The organism is Rhodococcus sp. X156 (assembly GCF_004006015.1).
Lineage (GTDB): Bacteria > Actinomycetota > Actinomycetes > Mycobacteriales > Mycobacteriaceae > X156.
In genome coordinates this window covers 439,140-462,975 of record NZ_CP034766.1, presented here as the reverse complement: position 1 = coordinate 462,975, position 23,836 = coordinate 439,140, and the positions used below count along the sequence as shown (strand labels likewise).

The 23,836-nt window shown below is 72.5% G+C and carries 24 protein-coding genes and 1 riboswitch; of the genes, 5 read left to right on the top strand and 19 right to left on the bottom strand.

Going from position 1 to position 23,836, the window contains the following annotated elements; all coding sequences use genetic code 11:
- Positions 1-11 precede the first annotated feature (11 nt).
- The 5 genes from nirB to ELX43_RS02190 form a co-directional block, all read right to left on the bottom strand.
- The gene (nirB, locus tag ELX43_RS02210) at positions 12-2,525 is read right to left on the bottom strand and encodes a nitrite reductase large subunit NirB (protein WP_127781945.1); all 2,514 of its coding nucleotides are present in this window, start codon (positions 2,523-2,525) and stop codon (positions 12-14) included.
- On the bottom strand, positions 2,525-2,878 hold the full coding sequence (locus tag ELX43_RS17720; protein ID WP_127781944.1) for a molybdopterin oxidoreductase: 354 nt from the start codon (positions 2,876-2,878) through the stop codon (positions 2,525-2,527). The genes nirB and ELX43_RS17720 overlap by 1 nt, the downstream gene beginning before the upstream one ends.
- Positions 2,871-5,009 carry a molybdopterin oxidoreductase family protein gene (locus ELX43_RS02200; RefSeq protein ID WP_127781943.1) on the bottom strand — a complete coding sequence of 713 codons (2,139 nt, stop codon included), beginning with the start codon at positions 5,007-5,009 and terminating at the stop codon, positions 2,871-2,873. The genes ELX43_RS17720 and ELX43_RS02200 overlap by 8 nt, the downstream gene beginning before the upstream one ends.
- Positions 5,010-5,149: 140 nt before the next feature.
- Positions 5,150-5,647 carry a flavin reductase family protein gene (locus tag ELX43_RS02195; RefSeq protein ID WP_127781942.1) on the bottom strand — a complete coding sequence of 166 codons (498 nt, stop codon included), beginning with the start codon at positions 5,645-5,647 and terminating at the stop codon, positions 5,150-5,152.
- A complete protein-coding gene (locus ELX43_RS02190) occupies positions 5,644-6,153 on the bottom strand; it encodes an NAD(P)H-dependent oxidoreductase (protein ID WP_127781941.1) in 510 nt (169 codons plus the stop codon). The genes ELX43_RS02195 and ELX43_RS02190 overlap by 4 nt, the downstream gene beginning before the upstream one ends.
- A gap of 256 nt (positions 6,154-6,409) precedes the next feature.
- Here ELX43_RS02190 and ELX43_RS18140 point away from each other — a divergent pair, with 256 nt between their 5' ends.
- Positions 6,410-6,535: a hypothetical protein gene (locus ELX43_RS18140; RefSeq protein ID WP_277601712.1), complete on the top strand. Its 126-nt coding sequence runs from the start codon at positions 6,410-6,412 to the stop codon at positions 6,533-6,535.
- 113 nt (positions 6,536-6,648) lie between these two features.
- Here ELX43_RS18140 and fadD5 read toward each other — a convergent pair whose 3' ends face one another.
- Both fadD5 and ELX43_RS02180 read right to left on the bottom strand, forming a co-directional pair.
- A complete protein-coding gene (fadD5, locus tag ELX43_RS02185) occupies positions 6,649-8,271 on the bottom strand; it encodes a fatty-acid--CoA ligase FadD5 (RefSeq protein ID WP_127781940.1) in 1,623 nt (540 codons plus the stop codon).
- 174 nt (positions 8,272-8,445) lie between these two features.
- Complete coding sequence (locus ELX43_RS02180; RefSeq protein WP_206518074.1) at positions 8,446-9,252, bottom strand: enoyl-CoA hydratase; 807 nt, start codon at positions 9,250-9,252, stop codon at positions 8,446-8,448.
- A gap of 350 nt (positions 9,253-9,602) precedes the next feature.
- Between ELX43_RS02180 and ELX43_RS02175 the strand changes: the two genes are divergently transcribed.
- The 3 genes from ELX43_RS02175 (at position 9,603) to ELX43_RS02165 (ending at position 14,655) form a co-directional block, all read left to right on the top strand.
- The gene (locus tag ELX43_RS02175; RefSeq protein ID WP_241249639.1) at positions 9,603-10,841 is read left to right on the top strand and encodes a TetR/AcrR family transcriptional regulator; all 1,239 of its coding nucleotides are present in this window, start codon (positions 9,603-9,605) and stop codon (positions 10,839-10,841) included.
- Between the two features lie 143 nt (positions 10,842-10,984).
- Positions 10,985-12,718, top strand: a complete 1,734-nt coding sequence (locus tag ELX43_RS02170) for an ABC transporter ATP-binding protein (protein WP_164860553.1) — start codon at positions 10,985-10,987, stop codon at positions 12,716-12,718.
- Positions 12,719-12,759: 41 nt separating this feature from the next.
- Positions 12,760-14,655 carry an ABC transporter ATP-binding protein gene (locus ELX43_RS02165; RefSeq protein WP_127784596.1) on the top strand — a complete coding sequence of 632 codons (1,896 nt, stop codon included), beginning with the start codon at positions 12,760-12,762 and terminating at the stop codon, positions 14,653-14,655.
- Between the two features lie 21 nt (positions 14,656-14,676).
- Here ELX43_RS02165 and ELX43_RS02160 read toward each other — a convergent pair whose 3' ends face one another.
- From ELX43_RS02160 to thiO, 7 genes are all read right to left on the bottom strand, one after another.
- The gene (locus ELX43_RS02160) at positions 14,677-15,318 is read right to left on the bottom strand and encodes a transcriptional regulator (protein ID WP_127781938.1); all 642 of its coding nucleotides are present in this window, start codon (positions 15,316-15,318) and stop codon (positions 14,677-14,679) included.
- Positions 15,315-15,923: a transcriptional regulator gene (locus tag ELX43_RS02155; RefSeq protein ID WP_127781937.1), complete on the bottom strand. Its 609-nt coding sequence runs from the start codon at positions 15,921-15,923 to the stop codon at positions 15,315-15,317. The genes ELX43_RS02160 and ELX43_RS02155 overlap by 4 nt, the downstream gene beginning before the upstream one ends.
- On the bottom strand, positions 15,920-17,230 hold the full coding sequence (locus ELX43_RS02150) for a cytosine permease (RefSeq protein WP_127781936.1): 1,311 nt from the start codon (positions 17,228-17,230) through the stop codon (positions 15,920-15,922). Before ELX43_RS02150 ends, ELX43_RS02155 begins: the two co-directional genes overlap by 4 nt.
- A 7-nt stretch (positions 17,231-17,237) precedes the next feature.
- Positions 17,238-18,056, bottom strand: a complete 819-nt coding sequence (thiD, locus tag ELX43_RS02145) for a bifunctional hydroxymethylpyrimidine kinase/phosphomethylpyrimidine kinase (RefSeq protein ID WP_277601711.1) — start codon at positions 18,054-18,056, stop codon at positions 17,238-17,240.
- On the bottom strand, positions 18,053-18,850 hold the full coding sequence (locus ELX43_RS02140) for a thiazole synthase (protein WP_277601710.1): 798 nt from the start codon (positions 18,848-18,850) through the stop codon (positions 18,053-18,055). The genes thiD and ELX43_RS02140 overlap by 4 nt, the downstream gene beginning before the upstream one ends.
- Positions 18,843-19,040 (bottom strand): sulfur carrier protein ThiS, encoded by a 198-nt coding sequence (thiS, locus tag ELX43_RS02135; protein ID WP_127781935.1) that lies wholly within the window; start codon positions 19,038-19,040, stop codon positions 18,843-18,845. Before thiS ends, ELX43_RS02140 begins: the two co-directional genes overlap by 8 nt.
- Positions 19,037-20,107, bottom strand: coding sequence for a glycine oxidase ThiO (gene thiO / locus ELX43_RS02130; protein ID WP_127781934.1), 1,071 nt, complete (start codon positions 20,105-20,107; stop codon positions 19,037-19,039). Before thiO ends, thiS begins: the two co-directional genes overlap by 4 nt.
- Positions 20,104-20,211: riboswitch (TPP riboswitch) on the bottom strand. Its footprint overlaps the gene before it by 4 nt.
- Before the next feature lie 28 nt (positions 20,212-20,239).
- Between thiO and thiE the strand changes: the two genes are divergently transcribed.
- On the top strand, positions 20,240-20,905 hold the full coding sequence (thiE, locus tag ELX43_RS02125) for a thiamine phosphate synthase (RefSeq protein ID WP_127781933.1): 666 nt from the start codon (positions 20,240-20,242) through the stop codon (positions 20,903-20,905).
- A 49-nt stretch (positions 20,906-20,954) separates the two neighbouring features.
- Here thiE and ELX43_RS02120 read toward each other — a convergent pair whose 3' ends face one another.
- The 5 genes from ELX43_RS02120 to ELX43_RS02100 form a co-directional block, all read right to left on the bottom strand.
- Positions 20,955-21,749: a S1 family peptidase gene (locus ELX43_RS02120; protein WP_127781932.1), complete on the bottom strand. Its 795-nt coding sequence runs from the start codon at positions 21,747-21,749 to the stop codon at positions 20,955-20,957.
- Positions 21,750-21,917: 168 nt separating this feature from the next.
- A complete protein-coding gene (locus ELX43_RS02115; protein ID WP_127781931.1) occupies positions 21,918-22,280 on the bottom strand; it encodes a WhiB family transcriptional regulator in 363 nt (120 codons plus the stop codon).
- Positions 22,281-22,398: 118 nt separating this feature from the next.
- A complete protein-coding gene (locus tag ELX43_RS02110; protein ID WP_206518073.1) occupies positions 22,399-22,722 on the bottom strand; it encodes a DUF202 domain-containing protein in 324 nt (107 codons plus the stop codon).
- A 29-nt stretch (positions 22,723-22,751) separates the two neighbouring features.
- The gene (locus ELX43_RS02105) at positions 22,752-23,114 is read right to left on the bottom strand and encodes a DUF202 domain-containing protein (RefSeq protein ID WP_127781929.1); all 363 of its coding nucleotides are present in this window, start codon (positions 23,112-23,114) and stop codon (positions 22,752-22,754) included.
- Positions 23,111-23,815, bottom strand: a complete 705-nt coding sequence (locus tag ELX43_RS02100) for an NUDIX domain-containing protein (RefSeq protein ID WP_127781928.1) — start codon at positions 23,813-23,815, stop codon at positions 23,111-23,113. Before ELX43_RS02100 ends, ELX43_RS02105 begins: the two co-directional genes overlap by 4 nt.
- Positions 23,816-23,836 lie beyond the last annotated feature (21 nt).

Sequence of the window (23,836 nt, the reverse complement as noted above, 5' to 3'; positions counted from 1 at the left end):
CGGCTCGGCGCTCACCGGACCGGCACCTGGGGGAGCACGGTCAGCGGCAGCGAGGGGCGGAACTGCCCGGGGGTGGCCGGTTCCCTGCCGTCCGTCCACGGGTCGCGGTAGGCGTCCACCGCCTTCTGCATCTCCGCGTCCAGGCGCTCGGCGATGCCCTCGCTGTCGTCCACCACCACTGCGCGGAGGTGCTCGATACCCATCCGCGGCACCCAGCTGTAGGTGCGCTCCAGCCAGTTGGCGCTCTCCCGGTAGTACTGCAGGAAGCGACCGGTCAGCGTCATCACCTCCGCGGCGCTGGTGACGGTGGCGAGCAGGTCCCCCTTGCGCACGTGTGCACCCGCGGCCCCGCCCACGTAGATCTCCCAGCGGCCGCCCTCCACCGCCACCACCCCGAGGTCCTTGCACAGCGCCTCGGCACAGTTGCGCGGGCACCCGGTGACGGCCAGCTTCATCTTCCCTGGGCCGGCGATGCCCTTGAAGCGCTCCTCGATGGCGATGCCCAGGGCGGTGGAGTCGCCCACCCCGAAGCGGCAGAAGTCGGTGCCCACGCAGGTCTTCACCGTGCGGAAGCTCTTGCCGTAGGCGAAGCCCGAGGGCATGTCCAGGTCGGCCCACACCGCGGGCAGGTCCTCCTTGCGGATGCCGAGCAGGTCGATGCGCTGACCGCCGGTGAGCTTGATCAGCGGCACCTCGTACTTGTCGGCGACGTCGGCGATCTTGCGCAGCTGCTCGGAGCTGGTCACCCCGCCCTTCATCTGCGGAACCACCGAGAAGGTGCCGTCGCGCTGGATGTTGGCGTGCACCCGGTCGTTGATGAACCGTGCGTCGTGCTCCTCCACGTACTCCTCGGCCCACATCATCTGCAGCAGCGAGGCCAGGCCCATCTTGGACTGGGCGTCCTCGGCGGCCTCCGGCGCCAGGGCGGCGAACACCGACGACACCGAGTGCAGCTCGAGCTCACGGATCAGCCGCATCAGCTCCGGCTTGGCGTAGGGCACGCCGGGCACGTACCAGCTGGCCGAGGCGTCCTCCTCCACCGCGCCGCCGGCCGCCCACTCCACGACCTGGCCCAGCAGTCCCTTGCACGAGCCGCAGCCCTTGCCGGCCCGGGTGGCGGCGGAGACCCCGCTCACCGTCTTCTGCCCGCCCTGCACGCAGCTGACGATGGCCGCCTTGCTCACCCCGTTGCAGTTGCAGACCTGGGCGTCGTCGGCCAGCTCGGCCGCCCCCACCTCCACCGACGGGGTGCCCAGGTCGAACATCAGCGAGATGCGCTCCTCGGGCAGCGGCAGCCCGCGGTCGAACGCCTGCATGAGGAACGCCACCTTGCTCACGTCGCCCACCAGGGTGGCGCCCACCAGCTTGCCGTCGCGCACCACGATCGTCTTGTAGATGCCGTTGCGCGGCTCGGAGAACTGGACGAACTCATCGTCGGGGTGCTCCGGGTGCTTGAGCCCCATGGCGGCCACGTCCACGCCGGCGACCTTGAGCTTGGTGGCCATCCGGGAGCCCTGGTAGACGGCCTTGGGGTTGGTGCCGGTGAGGTGCTCGGCCAGCACGGTCGCCTGCTCCCACAGCGGTGCGACCAGCCCGTAGACCTGGCCGCGGTGCTGGGCGCACTCCCCCACCACGTAGATGTTCTCGTCGTCCACCGAGCGCAGGTGGTCGTCGACGACGATGGCGCGCTCCACGGTGAGCCCGGCCCGCACGGCCAGTCCCACGTTGGGCCGGATTCCGGCGGAGACCACGAGCATGTCGCAGGGCACCTGGGTGCCGTCGGAGAACTCGATGCCGGTGACGGCGCCGTCGGCGCTGAGCACCTTCTCGGTGCGCTTCTCGGTGTGCACGGTGATGCCCAGGTTCTCCACCGACCGGCGCAGGATGGCGCCGGCGTCGTCGTCGAGCTGGGCGTTCATCAGGGTGGGCGCGGCGTGCACCACCTCCACCTCCAGGCCGCGGTTCTGCAGCCCGCGCGCGGCCTCCAGCCCCAGCAGCCCACCGCCGATCACCACTGCGCGGGCCTTGCCGGCGGCGTAGTCGATCATCCCGGAGCAGTCGTCCAGGCTGCGGAAGCCGAAGACACCCGCGGTGAGCGTGGTGTTGTCCGCCCACATGCCCTCCATCGGCGGGAAGAAGGAGCGGCTGCCGGTGGCGATGACGAGGCGGTCGTAGTGCAGGGTGCTGCCGTCGTCGGCCAGCACCACCTTGGCGAAGCGGTCGATGCGCACCACGCGGACGCCGGCGCGCAGGTCGATGTCGTTGTCGGTGTACCAGTCGACGGGGTTGAGGTAGATCTCCGAGGTGTCGTCGGAGCCGGCCAGCACGTTGGACAGCAGGATGCGGTTGTAGTTGCCGTAGGGCTCGTCGCCGAAGACGGTGATGGCGAACTGCCCCGCACCGTCGCGGGCCAGGATCTCCTCCACGGCGCGCACCCCGGCCATCCCGTTGCCCACCACGACCAGGCGCGAGCGCGACGGCTCGTGGCCGTTGCGGGCGGCTGGGGCTTCCTCGAGCAGCGTCATCAGACCTCCACCAGCCCCAGGTCGACCACCACGGTCCCGCTGCACCCCTCCGGAGCGGCCACGTGGATCTCCAGCACGGTGTCGCCCAGCAGGTCCTCCACCACTCGCAGCGGCACGTGACAGGCCCCGGAGGCGGCGATGGGGAAGTAGCGCATGGGCGCTCCGTCGCGCACCAGCACCACGGTGATCATCTCCGGCGCGCTGTTGCCGCCGCGGAAGTAGACCGGTTGGGTGGTGGCTCCCGGCGGCACCGAGTAGCGCAGCTCGGGGGACAGCGGCAAGGGGCTGTCCAGGCCCTTGCCGTCGAAGGCGAAGACGCCCTGCAGGAATCGGGGAGTGCTGCTGTCAGGCATGGCTCGGCTCGCTCTCGGTGTCGGTGGGGCGGGCTGGGTCAGCAAGGTCGGCACGGTCCAGCGCGACGGCGCAGACCTTGAACTCGGGCATGCGGGAGTACGGGTCCAGGACCGGGTTGGTGAGCAGGTTGGCGTTGGACTCCCCGCCCCAGTGGAAGGGTGCGAAGACGGTGTCCGGGCGGATGCCCGCCACCACCTCCACTGCCATCACCGCCTTGCCCCGACGGGTGCGCAGCTGGACCAGGGCTCCGTCGCCCACGCCCAGGCGCTGGGCCAGGTCGCGGTGCAGCTGCACCGCGGCACCGGCCCCGTCGGCGGCCAGGGACGGCACTCGCCGGGTCTGGGTTCCCGACTGGTACTGCCGGGCCAGGCGGCCGGTGCTCAGGTAGTAGGGGTACTCCTCGTCGGGCACCTCCGCGGTGCCCTTGTGCTCCACCGGGTGCAGGTGGGCACGCCGGTCCGGCGTGGGGAAGTCCACCGTGAACAGCCGCGGGGTGCCGGGGTGCCGCGGGGAGGGACACGGCCAGAACACGCCCTGGTCCTGGGCGAGGCGCTGGTGGCTGAGCCCGGAGTAGTCGGCCTTGCCGCCGGCGCTGGCGCGGCCGAGCTCGGCGAACACCACCTCCGGGTCGTCGGAGAAGAACGGCCGGCCGAGGCGCTCGGCCAGCTCACGCATGATCCACAGGTCGGTGCGCGCACCGTCCGGGGCGTCGATGGCCTGCTGCCGCAGGATGACCCGGCCCTCCAGGTTGGTCATGGTGCCGGTCTCCTCGGCCCACTGGGTGGTGGGCAGCACCACGTCGGCCAGGGCCGCGGTCTCGGAGAGGAAGAAGTCCGACACCACCAGCAGGTCCAGCGCCCGCAGCCGCTCGGTGACGTGCGCGGCCCGCGGGGCGGACACCACGATGTTGGAAGCGGTGACCAGCAGCGCCCGCACCCCGCCGTCGGTGCCCAGGGTGTCGAGCATCTCGTAGGCGGAGACCCCCGGCTGCGGCAGCTCGTCGGGGTGCACGCCCCACACCCCCGCCACGTGCGCCCGCGCCGCGGGGTCGTCCAGGCGGCGGTAGCCGGGCAGCTGGTCGGCCTTCTGTCCGTGCTCGCGACCGCCCTGCCCGTTGCCCTGGCCGGTGATGGTGCCGTAGCCGGAGTAGGGCCGTCCGGGCAGGCCCAGGGCCAGCGCCAGGTTGATGTAGGCCATCACCGTGTCCGAGCCGGAGCTGTGCTGCTCAGCACCGCGGGCGGTGAGGATCATCGCCCGCGGCGCCTCGGCCAGCAGGTGCACCGCCGCCACCAGGTCGGCCTCGGGGACGCCGGTGATGCGCTCCACCCGGTCGGGCCAGTACAGCCGCACCGCCCGGCGCACCGCCTCGAAGCCGGTGGTGCGCTCGGCGAGGTAGTCGTGGTCGACCAGGCCCTCGCGGATGGCGATGTTGAGCATGCCGTTGGCCAGGGCCAGGTCGGTGCCGGGCACCGGCTGCAGGTGCAGCTCGGCGCGACGGGCGGTGCCGGTCAGGCGGGGGTCGACGACGACGTGGCGGGCGCCGCGCTCGCGGCCGGCGTCGAAGAACTGCATGGCCGGGGGCATGGTGTCGGCCGGGTTGCTGCCCACCAGCAGCACGGCGTCGGCGTGGGCGACGTCGGCCAGCGGGAAGGGCAGGCCGCGGTCGATGCCGAAGGCCCGCCCGGCGGCGTTGGCGGCCGAGGACATGCAGAAGCGGCCGTTGTAGTCGATGGACGCCGTACCCAGCGCCACCCGGGCGAACTTGCCCAGCTGGTAGGCCTTCTCGTTGGTGAGGCCGCCGCCGCCGAAGCAGCCCACGCTGTCGCGGCCGTGGGCGTCCTGGCTGCGGCGGATGCCGGCCACCACCCGGTCGAGCGCGTCGTCCCAGGTGGTGGGGCGCAGTGGTTCGTGCCGGGAGTCACGCACCAGCGGCTGGGTGAGCCGCTCGGGGTGGGCCAGCAGCTCGGCGGAGGTCCAGCCCTTGGCGCACAGCCCGCCGAGGTTGGTGGGGAAGTCCTCCTGCGGCGCGACCGTGAGCGGCAGGGCGTCAGCCGGGGCGTCGGGAGCCGGGGCGGTGAGGGTCATGCCGCACTGCAGCGAGCAGTACGGGCAGTGCGTCTTGGTCGGCATGCTCCCCCTGCGTCGTGGCGACGACCTGGCCCCACGAACCTAGGAGGGCAAGGTTTCCTCGGTGTTGCTCCGAGGAGTCAGGGAGGAAGCCATGCGTTCACCGCCACCGCCCCGACACGCTGAGGTGCCGGGGCCAGCGGCTAGCCCGCGTCGGCGGCGAGCTTGCGGAACTTGCTGCCGTGGAAGACGATCGGCGCCACGTCCTGCAGCACCTCGAAGGAGTTGACCGCCATCAGCACGATGGCGTGGTCACCAGCGGGGACCTCCTCGGTGACGGTGGTGTCCAGCCACGTGGTCGCGCCCTCGATGAACACCGCACCGTCGTCGCTGGTGCGCAGGGTGAGCCCGGCGAAGCGGTCGCCGGTCTTGGCGGCCAGGGTGCGGGCGGCGCCGTCGTGGGCCTCCCCCAGCACGCTGATGCCGATGCGCTGACAGGCCCGCAGCCGCGGCCAGGTGGACGAGGTGTTCTGCACGCAGAAGGCCACCAGCGGCGGCTCCAGGGACACCGCGACGAAGCTGCTGGCGGCCATGCCCACGGGGGTGCCGTCGATCTCGGCGCACACCGCCACCACGCCGCTGGGGAACTGTCCGAAGGCGTTGCGCAGCTCGCCCTGGTCGAAGGTGCTGGGGGTGGTCATGAAGTCTCCGTTCGTGAGCTGGCGGCGGCGGTGAGCACAGCTCCCCACCGGGCCGCGTAGTCGGCGACTCGAGTATCGCTGCTGTACGTCGAGTCAAGCAGGAACAGTCCCGGTGCCGGCGCAGTGGCCCCCAGCTCGACCAGCACGTGCTTGAGGAACAGGTCCGGCGCCATCGCGTGCGTGGGTCCGGCCCCGAGCATCAGCGGGACCACCACCACGCCCCGCAGCCCGTCGCCGGTGGCGAACTGGTCGAGGAAGAGCTTGAGCACCCCGGTGTAGGTCGCCTTGAACGTCGGGCTGGCCACCACCACCAGATCCGCCGCCTGCACGGTCGCCACCGCCGCCTGCACCCCGGCATCACCCCAGCCGAGCAGACCCGGCCCCAGGGTGATGACGTCGATGACCTCGGCGGGCTCCTCGCCGGTGAGCGCGCTGGCCACCAGGGTTGCCGCCTCGAGCGTGCGTGAGCCCGGCTTCGGGTTGCCCGCGACCACCACTACCTTCATGTTCGTCCTCCGCGCTGCGTGTGTCGGTGCATCTGCCAGTGTTGCTCAGCGCACTGAACGCCACGCTGATGGCCGGATTGCTACCGGCGAGTGGCCGGAGTGTTTCGCCGGCGCCCGAACCACCCTCTTGTGGCGGCGATCACTCGGCGCATCGGCGTCGACGCGAGTGAGCGCACCGATCTCGTGGTCACCGGCACGTTCGCCGTGGCGCGCAACCCCATCTTCACCGCCATGAGCCTGACCGGGCTCGGCCCTGGTGCTGCTCAGCCCGAACGTCGTCGCCGTCGCCGTGGCCGGGCTGGTGCTGCTCCTCGTGGCCCTGCAGCTGCAGGTCCGGGTCGTCGAGGAGCCGTACCTGCTGGCTGTGCACGGCAGCGCCTAATCCGAGCACGCGGCCCGGGTCGGCCGGTTCGTCCCGGGGATCGGTCGCCTGGCCCGCCGCCAGGCTGCGCTGGACCGACCTGCGCTGGACTGACCTGGGCAGCCCTGTCCGGGTCAGACCGAGCCGGCTCCCACCTTCGGATAGGCCGAGCGCAGCTCGCCCTTGACGACCTTGCCGCTGGCGTTGCGCGGCAGCGCGTCCACCACCACCAGGTCCTTGGGGTGCTTGAAGCGCGCCAGCCGGGTGTCCAGCCACGCGGAGAGCTCGGTGATGGTCAGCTCACCGCCGGTGACCGCGGCCACCGCCACCGGGACCTCGCCCCAGCGCTCGTCGGGTCGGCCGATGACGGCGACCTCGGCGATCTGCGGGTGCTCGTAGAGCACGTTCTCCACCTCGGCGCAGTAGACGTTCTCCCCGCCGGAGATGATCATGTCCTTCTTGCGGTCGACGACGAAGACAAAGCCCTCCTCGTCCTGGCGCACCACGTCGCCGGAGTGGAACCAGCCGCCGTGGAACGCATCCGCGGTGCCCTGCGGGTTCTGCCAGTAGCCCTGCATGAGCGTGGGGCCGCGGTAGACGATCTCGCCGACCTCGCCGGGGCGGACGTCGTTCATCTCGTCGTCCACCACCCGGGCCTGGATGGTGGGGATGACCCGGCCCACCGAGCCCAGCTTGCGCAGCGCGTCCTCGCCGTCGAGCACGCAGGTGATGGGCGACATCTCGGTCTGGCCGAACACCGCGACGTTGAGCGCCTCCGGGAAGGTCTCCGCCATCGCTCGCAGCACCGTGTCCGAGGCCGGGGCCGCGCCCCAGGAGATCACCCGCAGCTGCAGCTGCCTGGGCCGGGCCGCCTGCTCGGCACACACCGCCTGCCACTGCACCGGCACCAGGAACAGCGTGGTCACGCCCTCGGCCTCCAGCACGTCCAGCAGCTGACCCGGGTCGAACGCGCCCGTCGGGTGCACCACGGTGGGCACCCCCAGCAGCAGCGACGGCGCCAGGCTGCCCAGCGCGGCGATGTGGAACATCGGCGCGGCGCAGAAGCCGACCTCGTCGGTGCCGTGCATCTGCAGGGCCCGGATGCAGGTGAAGGCCTGGGCCTGCAGGTTGGCGTGGGTGAGCACCGCGCCCTTGGGCCGGCCGGTGGTGCCGGAGGTGTACATGATCAGCGCCGGGGTGTCGTCCGGGACGTCCACCGGGGCGTGCGCCGCACCGGTCTCGGTGAGCAGCTGCTCGTAGCCGAGCACGTCGCCCTCGGCGGGGCCACCGACGGTGATGCTGACCTCCAGCTCGCTCACCTGCTCGCGGACCTTGGCCACCAGCGGGGCCAGCAGGGCGTCGGCGACGACGGCCCGGGCACCGCTGTCCTGCACCAGGAAGGCGATCTCCGGTGGGGTCATCCGGAAGTTGACCGGCACCGCGATGGCCCCGAGCAGGTTGGTGGCCAGCACCACCTCGAGGTACTCGGGGCGGTTCAGCATCACGATGAGCACTCGGTCGCCGAAGCCCACGCCGCGGCGGCTGAGCGCGTCGGCGAAGGCGGTGACCCGGCCGTCGAGCTCGCTCCAGCTGGTGGCGGCGCCCTCGAAGCGCAGCGCTACCGCAGCCGGCTTCATCAGGGCGTGCCGGCGGACCTGGTTGTTCCAGTTGCTGCGCCGCGACCGCAGCGGCTCGGCGGTGAGATCAGCAGCGGGGTCGGCAGTGAGGTCGGCGGTGGGGTCGGCGGAGACAGTCATCGAGGGGTTCCTCTCACCAGAGCTGACCGGCGCGAGAGCGAGCCCGCACTCGGCCGTGATTGTGACGAGTATTACACAACCATGACCACCGGGCGTCCGCCCTTGTTAACCATCATTCTTCGCACGACGCACGATCCTTAGCCGCGAGACGTGCTGAAGTTTGCCGCTGTTCGCTCAGGCGAACCGAGTGCGCCGGTGCTCGAGCACCGCGGCGATGCCCTCGGCGAAGTCTGGGGACCCCAGCAGCTCCCGCTGCCCCACCGACTCCCGCTCCAGCGCGTCCTCCAGCAGCGCCAGGGTGGACGCAGTGAGGGCGCGCTTGGTGAGCTCGAGGGCACGCCGTGGCCCGCGCGCCAGGCGGCGGGCCACCTTGTCCACCCGCTCAGCCAGCTCCGCCGCAGGGAGCACCTCGTTGATCAGTCCCGTCGCGCAGGCGTGCTCGGCCGTCATCGGCTCGGCCAGCAGCGCCATCGCGTTGGCCCGTGCCCGGCCGAGCGCTGCCGGCACCAGCAGGCTGGCGCCGCCGTCGGGCATCAGCCCGACGTTGGCGAAGGCCAGCAGGAAGTAGGCCTCCTCGGCCGCGTAGACCAGGTCGCAGGCCAGCGCCAGCGACACCCCGAGCCCGGCCGCGGGGCCGTTGACCGCCGCGACGACCGGCAGCGGCAGCTCGATGATGGCCCGCACCAGCCGGTTGGCGGTGTCCATCGTCTGCTGGGCGCGGGCGTCCGCCTCCGCCTGGTTGGCCGGGGGCTCGGCGCTGGCGATGGCCAGCACGTCCGCACCGGTGCAGAACGCGCCGCCGGTGCCGGCGATGACCACCACCCGCACGTCGGGCTGGACGGCGTCCTTGGTCAGGGCGTCGGCGAGCGCCAGGGCGGTGGGCCCGTCCAGGGCGTTCATCCGCTCCGGCCGGTCGATCGTCAGCCGCAGGACGCCGCCCTCCCGGCTCACCAGCAGCCCGCTCACGCGCGGCCGACCCACGTCAGCACGCCCTGCACCTCGGGGCGGCACGGCCTGAACCCCTGCGCGCACCGGGTGCTCAGCACGCCGAACCGCCCGCGGAGTCGAACGGGATCTCGGAGCGCCCCATGAATCGTCCTTTGCTCACGACGTCAGAATGGCGGTTAACATCCTCGCAACGCACGCCGTTGTCAACACCGGGCGGACAGGGTGCTCGTGGTGCACGCTCGCGCCCCCCGCCCAGCTGCGGGGACCTCCGACGTCGGAACCAGCAGGTGCAGCCTCGGGTAACATCGCCGCACCGTGCCGCCTGCTCCACCCGCACCGAGCGCACCCGCGCCCCGCGCTCCCGACCCGCACCGGGGAGTCCCGTGACCAGTGAGCCAGCGACCGGCGCGCCGCCAGCGGACGTGGCTCCGGTCCGCCGGCGGCCGAAGAACCGCAAGGCCCAGATCGCCGCGACGGCGGCCGAGGCGTTCAGCGAGAACGGCTACCACGCGGTCGGCGTGGCCGACATCGCGTCCCGGCTGGGGATCTCCGGGCCGGCCCTCTACCGGCACTTCCCCAACAAGTACGCACTGTTCCGGCACGCCGCCATGACCCTGGCCGACGCCCTCGTGGCTGCGACTGACGAGGCAGCGGAGCAACCGGCCGAGGACGCCGAGGAGCAGCTGCGCCACGCGCTGCTGGCCATCATCGCCACCACCCTGGACAACCGGCGCACCGGTGGGCTCTACCGCTGGGAGGGCCGGTACCTGCGGCCGGCGGACCGCGCGCGGCTGAGGGAGAAGATCACTCGCGTCAGTCGTCGGCTGGTGGACCCGTTGAGCCAGCTGCGCCCGGAGCTGACCGCCCGGGACGCCCAGGTTCTCGGCGTGGCGGCGCTCAGCGTGATCGCCAGCACCACCGCGCACCGCGGCACCCTCTCCACGGACCGGGCGCGGGCGCTGCTGCTGCAGGCCTGCTGGTCGGTGCTGCGCTGCGAGCTGCCCAGCGAGCCGGGCGTCGAGGCTCCGCCGGCACGGGTGGGGCTGGCGGTGGCGTCCAAGCGCGAGGTGCTGCTGCAGGAGTCGGTGGCGCTGTTCCACCGCCGGGGCTACCACGAGGTGAGCATCGAGGAGATCGGCGCCGCCGCGGGGATGAACGCCTCCGGGGTGTACCGGCACTTCGCCAGCAAGAGCGACCTGCTGGCCACCGCCTTCCACCGCGCCTCGGAAAGGCTCACCCAGGCGATCACCTCGTCGCTGGCGGCCTCGCGGAGTCCGCAGGAGGGGCTGGCCCGGCTGGTCGAGGTCTACGTGGAGCTCTCCTTCGCGCAGAGCGAGCTGATGTCGGTGTACTTCGCCGAGATCGGCAACCTGCCCGCCGACCAGCGCGCGACGCTGCGCACGATGCAGCGGCTCAACGTCGAGGAGTGGGTGCACCTGCTCGCCGAGGTGCGCCCGGACCTGGCTGCGGCCCAGGCCCGCTTCCTGGTGCACGCCGCCTTCGGCCTGGTGCTCGACGTCGGTCGCCTCCTGCGCTTCTCCCCCACCGCCGAGGCGCACCACCGGGTCGAGCAGCTGATGCTCACGACGATGCTGGGCCGGCCGGCCTCCCGCTCGTCCTGATCCACCTGACCCGTGCAGCCACCACGACCGCCGCGGGTGCCCGCAGGGAAAAGGGGTGGGAGCCCCCGCACGGGCGGGTGGTTCAATCGAGGGGTCGACCCGCCACGAGCGACGGGCCCGGACGAGAGCGGCGTGGCCCCACCTTGTTGATCCAGCTCCTGCGTTCCACCCTGGCGCCCTACCGTCGCGACATCAGCTGGGTGGTGGCGCTGCAGCTGCTGCAGACGCTGGCCACCCTGTACCTGCCCAGCCTCAACGCCGACATCATCAACAACGGCGTGGTGCTCGGCGACACCGGCTACATCGTCCGCATCGGCGGCTGGATGCTGGCGGTCACCCTGGTGCAGATCGCCTGCGCGGTGGCCGCGGTGTACCTCGGGGCGCGCACCGCGATGGCGGTGGGCCGCGACCTGCGCTCGGCGGTGTTCCGCCGGGTGCTCACCTTCTCCGCGCGGGAGATGGGCCGCTTCGGGGCGCCGTCGCTGATCACCCGCACCACCAACGACGTGCAGCAGGTGCAGATGCTGGCCCTGATGACGTTCACGCTGATGGTCACCGCGCCGATCATGTGCGTGGGCGGGATCCTGCTGGCCCTGGAGCAGGACGTGCCGCTGTCCGGCCTGCTCGTCCTCGCCGTGCCGCTGCTCGGCGTCATCGTCACCATCATCGTCTCCCGGCTGCGACCGCTGTTCCGGGTGGTGCAGGACCGCATCGACACCACCAACCAGGTGCTGCGCGAGCAGATCACCGGGGTGCGGGTGATCCGGGCGTTCGTCCGCGACCGCGCCGAGCAGGAGCGCTTCGCCGAGGTCAACGGCGAGCTCTACGACGTCTCGCTCCGGGTGGGGCGGCTGATGGCGTACATGTTCCCGCTGGTGATGCTGGTGATGAACGTCTTCAGCGTGGCCGTGCTCTGGTTCGGCGGGCACCGCATCGACAGCGGCGCCATGGAGATCGGCGCGCTCACCGCCTTCCTCACCTACCTGATGCAGATCCTGATGGCCGTGATGATGGCGACCTTCATGTTCATGATGGTGCCGCGCGCGGAGGTCTGCGCCGAGCGGCTGCGCGAGGTCCTGGACACCGCCTCCAGCGTGGTGCTGCCCACCCGCCCGGTCACCCGCGGGCTGCAGCGCGGCCACCTGGAGCTGCGCGACGTGGAGTACCGGCTGCCGGGTGCGGAGCAGCCGGTGCTGCAGGGCATCACCCTGCGCACCGGACCCGGGGAGACCACCGCGATCATCGGGGCCACCGGCAGCGGCAAGACCACGCTGGTCAACCTGGTGGCCCGGCTGATGGACGCCACCGCGGGAGCCGTCCTGGTGGACGGGGTGGACGTGCGCGAGCTGGACGGCCCCACGCTGTCCACCGCCATCGGCCTGGTGCCGCAGAAGCCGTACCTGTTCAGCGGCACAGTCGCCTCCAACCTGCGCTACGGCAACCCCGACGCCACCGACGACGAGCTCTGGCACGCCCTGCGGGTGGCCCAGGCCAGCGACTTCGTGGCCCAGCTGGCCGACGGGCTGGACTCGCGGGTCGCCCAGGGCGGCTCCAACCTCTCCGGCGGGCAGCGCCAGCGGCTGGCCATCGCCCGCGCCCTGGCCCACCGCCCGGAGATCTACCTCTTCGACGACTCCTTCTCCGCGCTGGACTACGCCACCGACGCCGCGCTGCGCACCGCGCTGGTGCAGGAGACGGCCGACGCCACGGTGGTGATCGTGGCGCAGCGGGTGAGCACCATTCGCGGCGCCGACCGCATCGTGGTGCTCGACGCCGGCCGGGTGGTCGGCTCGGGCACGCACGAGGAGCTGATGGCCGACAACGGCGTGTACCAGGAGATCGTGCTGTCCCAGCTCACCGCGGAGGAGGCGGCATGAGCCACCCTGGACCACGCCGCGGCCCCGGACCGGGCCCGGGCATGGGCGCGCCGGTGGAGAAGGCGATGAACTTCCGTGGCTCCGGCCTGCGGCTGCTGTCCACCCTGCGACCGCAGCGGGCGCTGGTGCTGGTGTCGCTGCTGCTGGCGGCGGGAAGCGTGGGCCTCACCGTGCTGGGTCCGCTGATCCTGGGCTGGGCCACCGACCTGATCTTCGCCGGCATCCTCGGCCGCTCCATCCCGGAGGGCACCAGCACCGACCAGGCGGTCCAGCGGCTGCGCTCCGACGGCGAGGGCAACCTCGCCGACATCGTGGCGCGGATGGACGTGGTGCCCGGCCAGGGCATCGACTTCCACGCCATGGGCCGGGTGCTGCTGCTCGCCGTGGCCGTCTACCTGGGCGCCTCGCTGCTGAGCCTGCTGCAGGGCCGGATCACCGCCACCGTGGTGCAGGGCAGCGTCTACCGGTTGCGCGAGGACGCCGAGCACAAGCTGTCCCGGCTGCCGCTGAGCTACTTCGACCGCCACCCGCGCGGGGAGCTGCTCAGCCGGGTGACCAACGACGTGGACAACATCGCCCAGTCGCTGCAGCAGACGCTGAGCCAGATCGTCAGCTCGCTGCTCAGCATCATCGGGGTGCTGGTGATGATGCTGGTGATCTCGCCGCTGCTGGCGCTGATCGCGGTGATCACCGTCCCGGTGTCGGTGGTGGTGGCCACCATGATCGGCAAGCGGGCGCAGCCGCAGTTCGTCAAGCAGTGGGCCAGCACCGGCCGGCTCAACGCACACGTGGAGGAGATGTACACCGGCCACGCCCTGGTCAAGGTCTTCGGCCGTCAGGACCAGGCCATCGCCACCTTCGACGAGCACGACGACGCGCTGTACCAGGCCAGCTTCAAGGCCCAGTTCATCTCCGGCACCATCCAGCCGGCGATGACCTTCATCGGCAACCTCAGCTACGTGCTGGTGGCCGTGGTCGGCGGGCTGCGGGTGGCCACGGGTGCGCTGTCGCTGGGCGACGTGCAGGCCTTCATCCAGTACTCCCGCCAGTTCAGCCAGCCCATCACGCAGGTGGCCAGCATGGCCAACCTGCTGCAGTCCGGCGTCGCCTCGGCCGAGCGGGTCTTCGCCCTGCTCGACGCCGCGGAGCAGGAGCCCGACCCGAAGCTGCCGCAGCGCCCCGCCGAGCTGCACGGGCGGGTGGCCTTCCAGGACGTCTCCTTCCGCTACGACCCGCAGACCCCGCTGATCGAGCACCTCTCCCTCACCGTGCAGCCGGGCCAGACGGTGGCCATCGTGGGCCCGACCGGGGCCGGCAAGACCACGCTGGTGAACCTGCTGATGCGCTTCTACGAGGTGACCGGTGGTCGGATCACCCTGGACGGGGTGGACATCGCCGCCATGGCCCGCGAGGAGCTGCGCGCGTGCACCGGCATGGTGCTGCAGGACGCCTGGCTCTTCGGCGGCACCATCGCCGACAACATCGCCTACGGCGTGCCCGGTGCCACCCGAGCACAGGTGGAGGCGGCTGCGGAGGCCACCCACGTGGACCGCTTCGTGCGGGCGCTGCCGCTGGGCTACGAGACGGTGCTGGACGAGGAGGGCTCCAGCGTCAGCGTGGGCGAGAAGCAGCTGATCACCATCGCCCGGGCCTTCCTGGTGCAGCCGACCATCCTGATCCTGGACGAGGCGACCAGCTCGGTGGACACCCGCACCGAGGTGCTCATCCAGCGGGCCATGAGCTCGCTGCGCCAGGGCCGCACCAGCTTCGTCATCGCCCACCGGCTGTCCACCATCCGCGACGCCGACGTCATCCTGGTGATGGAGTCCGGCAGCATCGTGGAGCAGGGCACGCACACCGAGCTGCTGGCCGCCGACGGCGCCTACGCGCAGCTGTATGCCGCGCAGTTCGCCCAGGCGGTCGCCGAGGTGGACTGAGCCTGGGTCGACCAGACCGGTCTACCCGGTGTGCACCTCGTCCCAGAAGGCCAGCTCGAAGCTGACCACCTGGGCGAAGGCCTGCTCCTGCTGCGGTGTCGGGGCGCCCTGGCCCAGCAGGGCGCCGAGGTCGTCGGCGTAGGCACCGAAGGCCGGGGCCGACCAGTTGTCGATGAACCCGCGGTAGGGCGAGCTGGTCAGCGCCGCCCGCTCGCGCACCGCGGTCCAGGCGTCGAAGTACGCCTTCTCCACCCCGTAGAGCACCGCGGCGGCCACGCCGTAACCGTCGGCCAGGCTGGCCAGCAGGAAGGACGTGTAGGCCAGCGCGGCCCCCGTGGGCCGGTAGGTGTGCGGCGCCAGCCCGCGCTCGGCCAGCTGCTCCCGGAACAGCGCCAGCTCCGGGGTGAGGGCGGTGATGCCGCCGGCGAGCACGTCCCGGGCGGGCTCGTCCGGAGCCTGGGCGAGCACCCCGGCCAGGAAGCGGCGGAACTGCACCACGAAGTGGTGGTCGGCCAGCAGCCAGCGGTCGAAGGCGCCGGGGGGCAGCGAGTCCTCCGCGGTGGCCAGCACGAACGGGTGGGTCAGGCACTTGTGCCACAGCTGAGCCTGACCGGCCACCAGCTGCTCGGCGGTGCTGGTGCTGGCGGCGGGGGCGGCGCTCACCGGGCGTCCCAGAAGTCGAGCTCGTGGCGCATCGCCTGCAGGAACGCCGCCTCGGCACGGACCGGGTCGGGATCGGCGTCGTCCAGCATCTGCCCGCACCGGCGGGCCAGCTCCGCGAACCCGGGGTCGGCGTAGGTGTCCACCCACTGCCGGTACTGCTGGTCGGCCGGCGGGTGCTGGGCCAGGCGCTGTCCGAGCTGGGAGTAGCCCCACATGCAGGGCAGCAGCGCGGCCAGGCCGGTGCCGTAGTCGGCGGCCGAGCTGAGCAGGAAGCCCGTGTACGCCGCGCACTGCGGGCTCTTGGTGGCGGTGTCCAGCTGCGCGCCGAAGGGTGCGGCCAGCGCGCGGTGCAGGTCCAGCTCCTCGTGCCAGGTGCTGTGCGCCAGGTCCACCAGCTCCCCCAGGTGCTCCTCCGGCGCCTGCCAGGCCAGCCGGCTGAACACCCGCACGTAGTCGAGCAGGTAGAGGTAGTCCTGCTCCAGCCAGCGGCCGAACTCGTCGCGGTCCAGGTCACCGCGGCCGATGCCGACCACCGTGGGGTGCGCCAGCTGCTGCTGCAGCAGCGGCTCCCCCAGCCGGTGCAGGCGCTGCGACAGCGTGCTCATGCGCGCACCGTCCGGCGCACGCGCTGCGACACCAGCCCCACCGCCACGGTGAGCCCACCGGCCACGGCCAGTGACACCAGCGAGGCCGACCAGCCGCTGCCGGAGAGCCCGACGTCGGCCTGTCGCGCGGTCCACCAGCTGGTCCAGCCCTGCGCCCAGCCGGTGAGCGCGGTGGGCGCCACCAGCTGGTAGGCCACGAATCCGACGGCCCAGGGCAGCAGCATCTCCCACCGCGCGGGGGCGCCGGCGGAGACGTCCCACCCGGTGCGGGAGCGGCGGGCCAGCAGGTAGTAGGCAACCAGGAAGGTGGCGGTCAGCGGAACGAAGACGGCGCCGAGCAGGAACAGGAACGGCTCGTAGCCGGTGGCGTCCACCGTGAGCGCCAGCACGGTGGCCAGCGCCCCCACCCCCAGCACCAGGTGGCGGCGGTCCCAGCCCGGTCGCAGGTTCTGCGCGCTGACGGCCGTGGAGTACAGGTTGGCGAACGCCTCGTCCAGCTCGTCGAGCACCAGGATGAGCACCGCGACCACGGCCACCGGCAGCAGCAGCAGCTGGGCCACCACGTCGAAGCCGGTGACGCCGTAGACCTTGACGGCCAGCACGCCGAGGGCGAAGAACAGGATGGTGGCGGTGCCGTAGCCGACGCTGGCCCCGAGGAACGACGCCGTGGCCGAGCGGGAGTGCCGGGCGTAGTCCGCCGCCAGCGGCACCCAGGACACCGGCAGCGCGATCACCAGGTCGACGCTGAGCCAGAAGCCGCCGAAGTCGCCGTCGGTGAGTCCGGGCAGTGGCTCGCGCAGCACCTGCACCAGCAGGTACGCGGTGGAGGCGACCGCCGCCCACACCGCGTAGCGGGCCAGCAGGTGCACCACGCCCAGCGGGTGGAGCGCCATCACCGTGGCCAGCACTCCGCCGACGAGCACGAACACCCAGCGCGGGCCGTCGGTGAGCTGGGTGGCCACCTCGGCGATCACGAAGATCTCGAAGGTCGCCCAGCCCACGCACTGCACCAGGTTGGCCGCGGTGGGCAGGCTGGACAGCCGGGTGCCCAGCAGGCCGCGCATGAGCACCATCGCCGGGGCGCCGGTGCGTGCGCCCGCGGCGGCGGCCAGGCCGAGCAGGGTGCTGCCGATGACCGCTCCCACCACCACCGCCAGCAGGGTGGCGAGCAGGGACTGTCCGCTGAGGACGATGTAGGTGGCGGCGACGGGCAGCAGCAGGGAGATGCCCAGGTTGCCCCACAGGCCCAGCTGCGAGCGCAGCCCGAGGGTGCGCACCGGCGTGGCGGTGAGCGTGGCGGTGGTCACGGGCCGGTCACGGGGTCGGCCACCAGGCGTGGAAGTGGTGCTGGGGGCCGTGGCCGGTGCCCACGTCCAGCCGGTCGGCGGCGCGGAAGGCCGCGGAGAGGTACTCCTTGGCCTCGGTGACCGTGCTGGACCAGTCCGGGCGCTGCGGGCGCAGGGCGGTGATGGCCGCGGACAGGGTGCAGCCGCTGCCGTGGGTGTTGCGGGTGTGCACCCGGGGCGCCGACAGCCGGGTGACCTCGCCGTCGAGCAGCAGCAGGTCCACGCTGTCGTCGCCGTCGAGGTGGCCGCCCTTGAGCAGCACTGCCGGGCCCAGCTCGCCGAGCCGGTGCAGCTGCTCGAGCATGGTCGCCTCGTCGGTGGCCTCGTCCTCGCCGAGCAGGTCGGCAGCCTCGGGCAGGTTGGGGGTGATCAGGTCGGCCAGCGGCAGCAGCTGGGTGCGCACCGCGTGCACCGCGTCGGCGGCCAGCAGCCGGTGGCCGCTGGTGGACACCATCACCGGGTCGACCACCAGGTAGCCGTGCGCGTGCCGACGCAGGCCGTCGACCACCACCTCCACCACCTCGGCGGTGCCGAGCATGCCGGTCTTGGTCGCGGCGATTCGCACGTCGGCGAGGAGGTTGTCCAGCTGGTCGGTGATGAAGGCCGCGGGCGGCTGGTGCACCGAGTGCACGCCGTGGGTGTTCTGCGCGACCAGCGAGGTGATCACCGTGGTGCCGTAGGCCCCGAGCGCGGAGAACGCCTTGAGGTCGGCCTGGATGCCTGCGCCGCCGCTGGGGTCGGTGCCGGCGATGCTGAGCACGTTGGGCGGCGGCACGGCCTGGCTCATGCGTCCTTCCCCGGCAGGGTGGGTGAGGACGCCTGCGCCCAGAAGCGGCGCGGGATGCGACCCGCCCGGCGGGCGGCGTGGCCGGCGATGACGGCCGCGGCCATGGCCTGCGCCATCAGCTCCGGGTGCTGGGCCCGGGTGACCGCGGTGGCCAGCAGCACCGCGTCGCAGCCCAGCTCCATGGCGAGCGCAGCGTCGCTGGCGGTGCCGATGCCCGCGTCCAGGATCACCGGAACCTCGGCGGCGTCCACGATCATCTCGATGTTGTGGGGGTTGGCGATGCCCAGGCCGGTGCCGATGGGCGAGCCCAGCGGCATGACGGCGGCACACCCCACGTCCTGCAGCCGGCGGGCCAGCACCGGGTCGTCGGTGGTGTAGGGCAGCACGGTGAAGCCGTCGTCCACCAGCCGCTCGGCGGCGTCGAGCAGCTCCACCGCGTCGGGCAGCAGCGTGCGCTCGTCGGCCACCACCTCCAGCTTCACCCAGCTGGTCTCCAGCGCCTCGCGGCCCAGCTGGGCGGTGAGCACCGCCTCCGCCGAGCCACGGCAGCCAGCAGTGTTGGGCAGCACGTCGATGTTGTTGCGTCGCAGCAGCTCCAGCACTCCGCTGCCGCCGGCGGCGTCGACGCGGCGCATGGCCACCGTGGTCAGCTCGGTGCCGGAGGCGAGCAGCGCCCGCTCCAGCACCGACTGGTTGGCCGCACCGCCGGTGCCCATGATCAGCCGGGACCGGTAGGTGCGGTCGGCGATGCGCAGCCCGGTGTCGGCCGGCTGGTGCTGGTCCCGGCTAGCCACCCTGCACCGCCGTCACGATCTCCACCACGGCGCCGGCCGGCACCTCTGCGGTCCACCGGCCTCGGGGGACGACGGTGCCGTTGAGGGCCACCGCGATCCCCTTCTCCGGTGCGCCCTCGGCGAGCAGCAGCTCGGCCACGGTGCAGCCGGCGGCCAGCTCACGCGCTGAGCCGTTCACGGTCACGGTCATGAGAACCTCCTGGGATGGGCGGGCGCCGCCTCCGGCAGCGGGCTGCCGTCGAGCTCGGCCAGCACGGCGTCAGCGGTGAGCGGGAGCAGCAGCAGGCCGTTGCGGCCGTGGCCGGTGGCGGCCACGGTGCGCTCGTCGAGACGGCCGATCAGCGGCAGGTTGTCCGGAGTCATCGGCCGCAGCCCCGCGATCGCCTCGGTGAGCTCGTACTCGGCGATGCTGGGCAGCACCGCCTCGGCGTCGGCGATGAGGTCGCGCACCCCACCCACGGTGACGTCGCGGTCCTCGCCCACCTCGTGCTGGGTGGCCCCCACGACGATGCCGTCCGAGCGGGGCACCAGGTAGACGTGCCGGCCGTGGACCACGCCGCGCACCGTGCAGCCGGGCGCGGGCAGCACGCTGCGGCGGTGGCGCAGGCGCAGGATCTCGCCCTTCACCGCGCGCACCGGCAGGCTGGGCACCAGGGCGGGTGAGCCGGCACCGGCGGCGAGCACCACCTGGTCGGCGGGCAGTGCGGCCAGGTCGGTGACGGCCTCGTGCACCAGCTCCACCCCGGCGGCCAGGCAGGCCGCCTGCAGCGCCGCGAGCAGCGCCCGGTTGTCCACGGCGAGGTCACCGGGAACGTCCAGGCCGCGCCGAATGCCTTGGGCCAGTGCGGGTACGCGCTCCCGCAGCTCCCGGCGGCCGAGCTCGGTGACGGTGCGCCCGCGTGCGGCCAGCCACTCCGCGAGCACCGCCAGCTCACCGACGTCGGCGCTGTCCAGGCCCACCACCAGGGTTCCCGCGGCACCCAGGCCCGCGTCCGTCCCAGCGCCGGCGCTCAGCGCGGCGGCGAAGTCGGGCCAGCGGTGCAGCGAGTCGGTGTTGAGGACGAGGGCGTCCTCCTCGCCCGGCCAGCCCTCGGTGAGCGGGGCGAGCATTCCGCCCGCCACCCAGGAGGCACCGCGGGCGGGAAGGGGGTCGTGCAGCCGTACGCGCCAACCCGCGCAGGCGGCCCGCCAGGCCACGGACAGACCCACGCCACCAGCCCCGACGACGCTCAGGCGTCCACGGTCGTGCACACGCATCTGTTCTCCTCGCTCCCTGCGCCGGCATGATCCGGATCAGGTTCGACGGTCGGAGCTCCCAGCTCCCTCTCAGCCCCCTGTGCGGGACTCCCGTGCGTACCGAGAGCCACCGTAGTCGCTAGCCTCGGCAACATGCACATCCGCCAGCGACTCGCCACTGCCCGGCTCTACCTGTGCACTGACGCGCGTCGGGAGAAGGGTGACCTCGCCGCCTTCGCCGACGCCGCCCTCGCCGGTGGGGTGGACATCATCCAGCTGCGCGACAAGGACTCCGCCGGTGAGCAGCAGCTCGGTCCGCTCGAGGCACGCGAGGAGCTGGCGGCCCTGGCGGTGCTCTCCGCAGCCTGCCGTCGGCACGGCGCGCTGCTGGCGGTCAACGACCGCGCCGACCTCGCCGCCGCGGCCCGGGCCGACGTGCTGCACCTGGGCCAGGACGACCTGCCGGTGGCCATGGCGCGGGAGATCGTGGGCGAGGACATGATCATCGGCCGCTCCACCCACACCCTGGAGCAGGCCCAGGACGCGGACCTGGCACCGGGTGTGGACTACTTCGCGACCGGACCGTGCTGGCCCACGCCCACCAAGCCCGGCCGTGAGGTGCCGGGCCTGGACCTGGTGCGGGCCACCGCCGCCCATGGCGCGCAGCGGCCGTGGTTTGCCATCGGCGGCATCGACGCCGCCCGGCTGCCGGAGGTGCAGGCGGCCGGCGCCACCCGGGTTGCGGTGGTGCGAGCGATCACCACGGCCGCCGACCCCCGCGCCGCCGCCGCCGAGCTGGCCGCGGCCCTGCGCGACTGACCCAGAGCTCGCGCCGGCCCGGTCGGGCGGTGCTGGCTGTCGGGAGGAGCTAGCTGCCGACTCGCAGGCTCAGCCCGTAGGCGTCCAGCACCGGGCCGAGCGGCTGGAAGTACGTGGTGCCGTTGGTCGCGCAGTCGCCGACTCCGCCGGAGACGACCCCCTGGGCCTGGTTGCCACTGATGAAGGCGCCGCCGGAGTCGCCGGCGTCGGAGCAGATCGAGGTGGCCGTCAACCCGCTGACCAGTCCCTGGTCGTACTGCACGGTCTGGTCCAGCGCCACGACCTCCCCGCAGTGCCAGCCTGAGGCCTGCCCGGACATGCACACCGGGTCGCCGACCGCGGCGGGCGCGGCGCCTCGCACCGGGACGGTGGTGCCGTCGTGCTGGCTGACCGTGCCGGTGCCGGTGAAGCCGGGCAGCATGGCTACCCAGCCGAAGTCGGTCTCCGGGAAGCTGGTGGCCGCGATGCTGCCCAGCTCGGCCCCGCCGGCGGTCTGCACCGCGTTGCCGGCCCGGCCACAGTGCCCGGCGGTGATGAACCCCTCGGCTCCGCTGCGGGCGGTGACGGCGAAGCCGGTGCTGCACACCTCGTCGTTCTCCACGACGTACTGCTCGCCAGCCACCACGGGGAGGCCGGCAGGGGCGACGACCACCGGACCCTCGGCCGCAGGAACGGTCACGCTGGCCACCGGCGCGGCCACCCCGCTGGGGACCGGCTCGACCGTCAGCTCGGATGCTCCGGCCGTGGTGATGGCAACCAGGCCACTGGCGACGAGGGCCAGCCCGACGAGCGTCGCTCGCACCGCGTGAAAAGTGCGCTTCCGCGAGGGGACGCTACTGCGCATGTGACACCTCAAATCTCACCACTGCAACACTCACAACCAGGCCCCGACGACCTTTGCCAACAGTACCTGGACGTGGGCAGCGTCCTGCGGGTGTGCACTGTGGAGCGGCCGACAGCCCGGTTTCGCCGAAGCGAAACCGGGCCATCGTGCCTAGCGTGAACCAGAGTTTTAGCTAGCCTCTACACCTTTGCGAGGATTGACCGTCGCCGCACCGTCACCGCTGCTGCGGGCCGCGCCGGGCATCGTCTCGGCCCGGCGGCGGGCGCGGAGCTGGTCCTTGCGCTCCTCGGCCGACAAGCCGCCCCAGATGCCGTAGGGCTCGTGCACCTGGAGGGCGTGCTCCCGGCACCGGTCGATGACCGGGCAACGCCGGCAGACGGCCTTGGCCTCTTGCTCCCGGCGCAGCCGCGTCGGGCCGCGCTCGTACTCGGGATGAAAGAACATCGTGGTCTGCAGGCCTCGGCACGCGCCTTGCGCCTGCCACTGCCAATGATCTTCCACCGGACCTGGAAGTCGACTGTAATCCGCCACTGGGCACCACCCTCGATAATCCTTCGAGATGGCATCAACCCGCTGTCTGGAGTATCCGCGTCGTGGAATGACGTTATCGCAGCGTGCGCCAGGACACCAAGTTCTTGATCAATTCGGGTCAGCGCAGCAGAAGGTTAGCCACGATCGCCGCTGCATAAAGGGCGATTGCTCCGGACAGTGCCAATATGACCACTGTGCGTGGACCAGGAGGATCATCTCGGTGTGCGGCGATCTGTCGTGATCGCACTCGGCCAAAACATACCGTGAGTGCCGCTATAACTACAGAGAGTGCCGCTAAGGCTATGTCCGCTCGGCCCACCTCGCCCTCCTGCGGATAGCGCAGCAGCAACAGTGCGCCGTTGACCAGCACCGCCAGCGAGGTGCGGCTCCAGGCCAGCTGGGTGCGCTCAGCGACGCCCTGCCCGCCGCCGGGCGCGCGCACGGCGGTCGCAGCCCGCCGGACCGGCACCGTCAGTGCTCGCCGAGCAGGAGCACCACGGCCAGCGCCGCCACCAGCATCAGCCCGCCCCCGAGGATCCAGGTGAGCCAGGTGCGCGGCAGCGGGTGACCGCGCCGCATGGCCCGCTGCGTGGCGTACCAGCGCCAGGTGCCGCCCACCGACATCACCACGCTCAGCACGCCGAGGGTGACGCCGACGCCGATCCGCACTGCGGCCACGGAGAACTCCGGAACCAGCTGGACCACGGCGACGCCCGCAGCGAGGAGGGCGAGGGCGGTGCGCATCCAGGCCAGGAAGGTGCGCTCGTTGGCCAGGGTGAACCGGTAGTCCGGCTCCTCCTCCGGCACTGCGGTGCGGGAGGAGGACGAGCTCATCCGAACCACGCCGTCAGGGCCGCCGGCTCCACCGCCAGGACCTCCGGGGGCAGCTGCGCGTGCAGCCCGCGGTCGGCGGTGACCACCACCACCAGGCCCGACCGCCCGTGCGCGGCCGTGGCCGGGTCCGGGCACACCTGGATCTCGCTGACCCAGCCGAACGTGCGGTCCGGCAGCTCGACCGTCCGCTGCGCGGCCAGCCCGTCGGGCAGGCCCGGGAGGCGGGAGTCGAGCACCAGCAGCAGCGGCCGGGCGCGCAACAGCGACCAGCTGCCCGCCAGCCCAGGGTGCAGCTCCAGCTCGGGCACCGCGTCCTCGGCCACCCAGCGCAGCTCGGCACTCTCGCCGTTTCGCTCGGTGGCCAGCTCGTGGGCGGCATCAGCCACCACGGTGGTGTAGCTCCACCCCTCGGGCACCGACGAGGTCACCCGCTCCGCGCGCACCGTGACGTCCTCGCTGCGCACCCCGGTCTCCTCCGCGGCCTCCCGCAGGGCCGCCTGGGCCGCCGACTCGTGGCTGTCTCGAGCACCCCCCGGCAGCCCCCAGGTGCCGCCGTGGTGGCTCCAGACGGCCCGGTGCTGCAGCAGCACGGCGGCCACCCCGGCCCGGGGCGCGCGCAGCAGCAGGCCGGCCGCGCCGTGGCGGCCCCACCGCTTGGCGCCGTCCGGCCCCACGGCCCAGCCGTCACCGTCACCGCGCACGACAAGTCCTCGCGCCCGGCC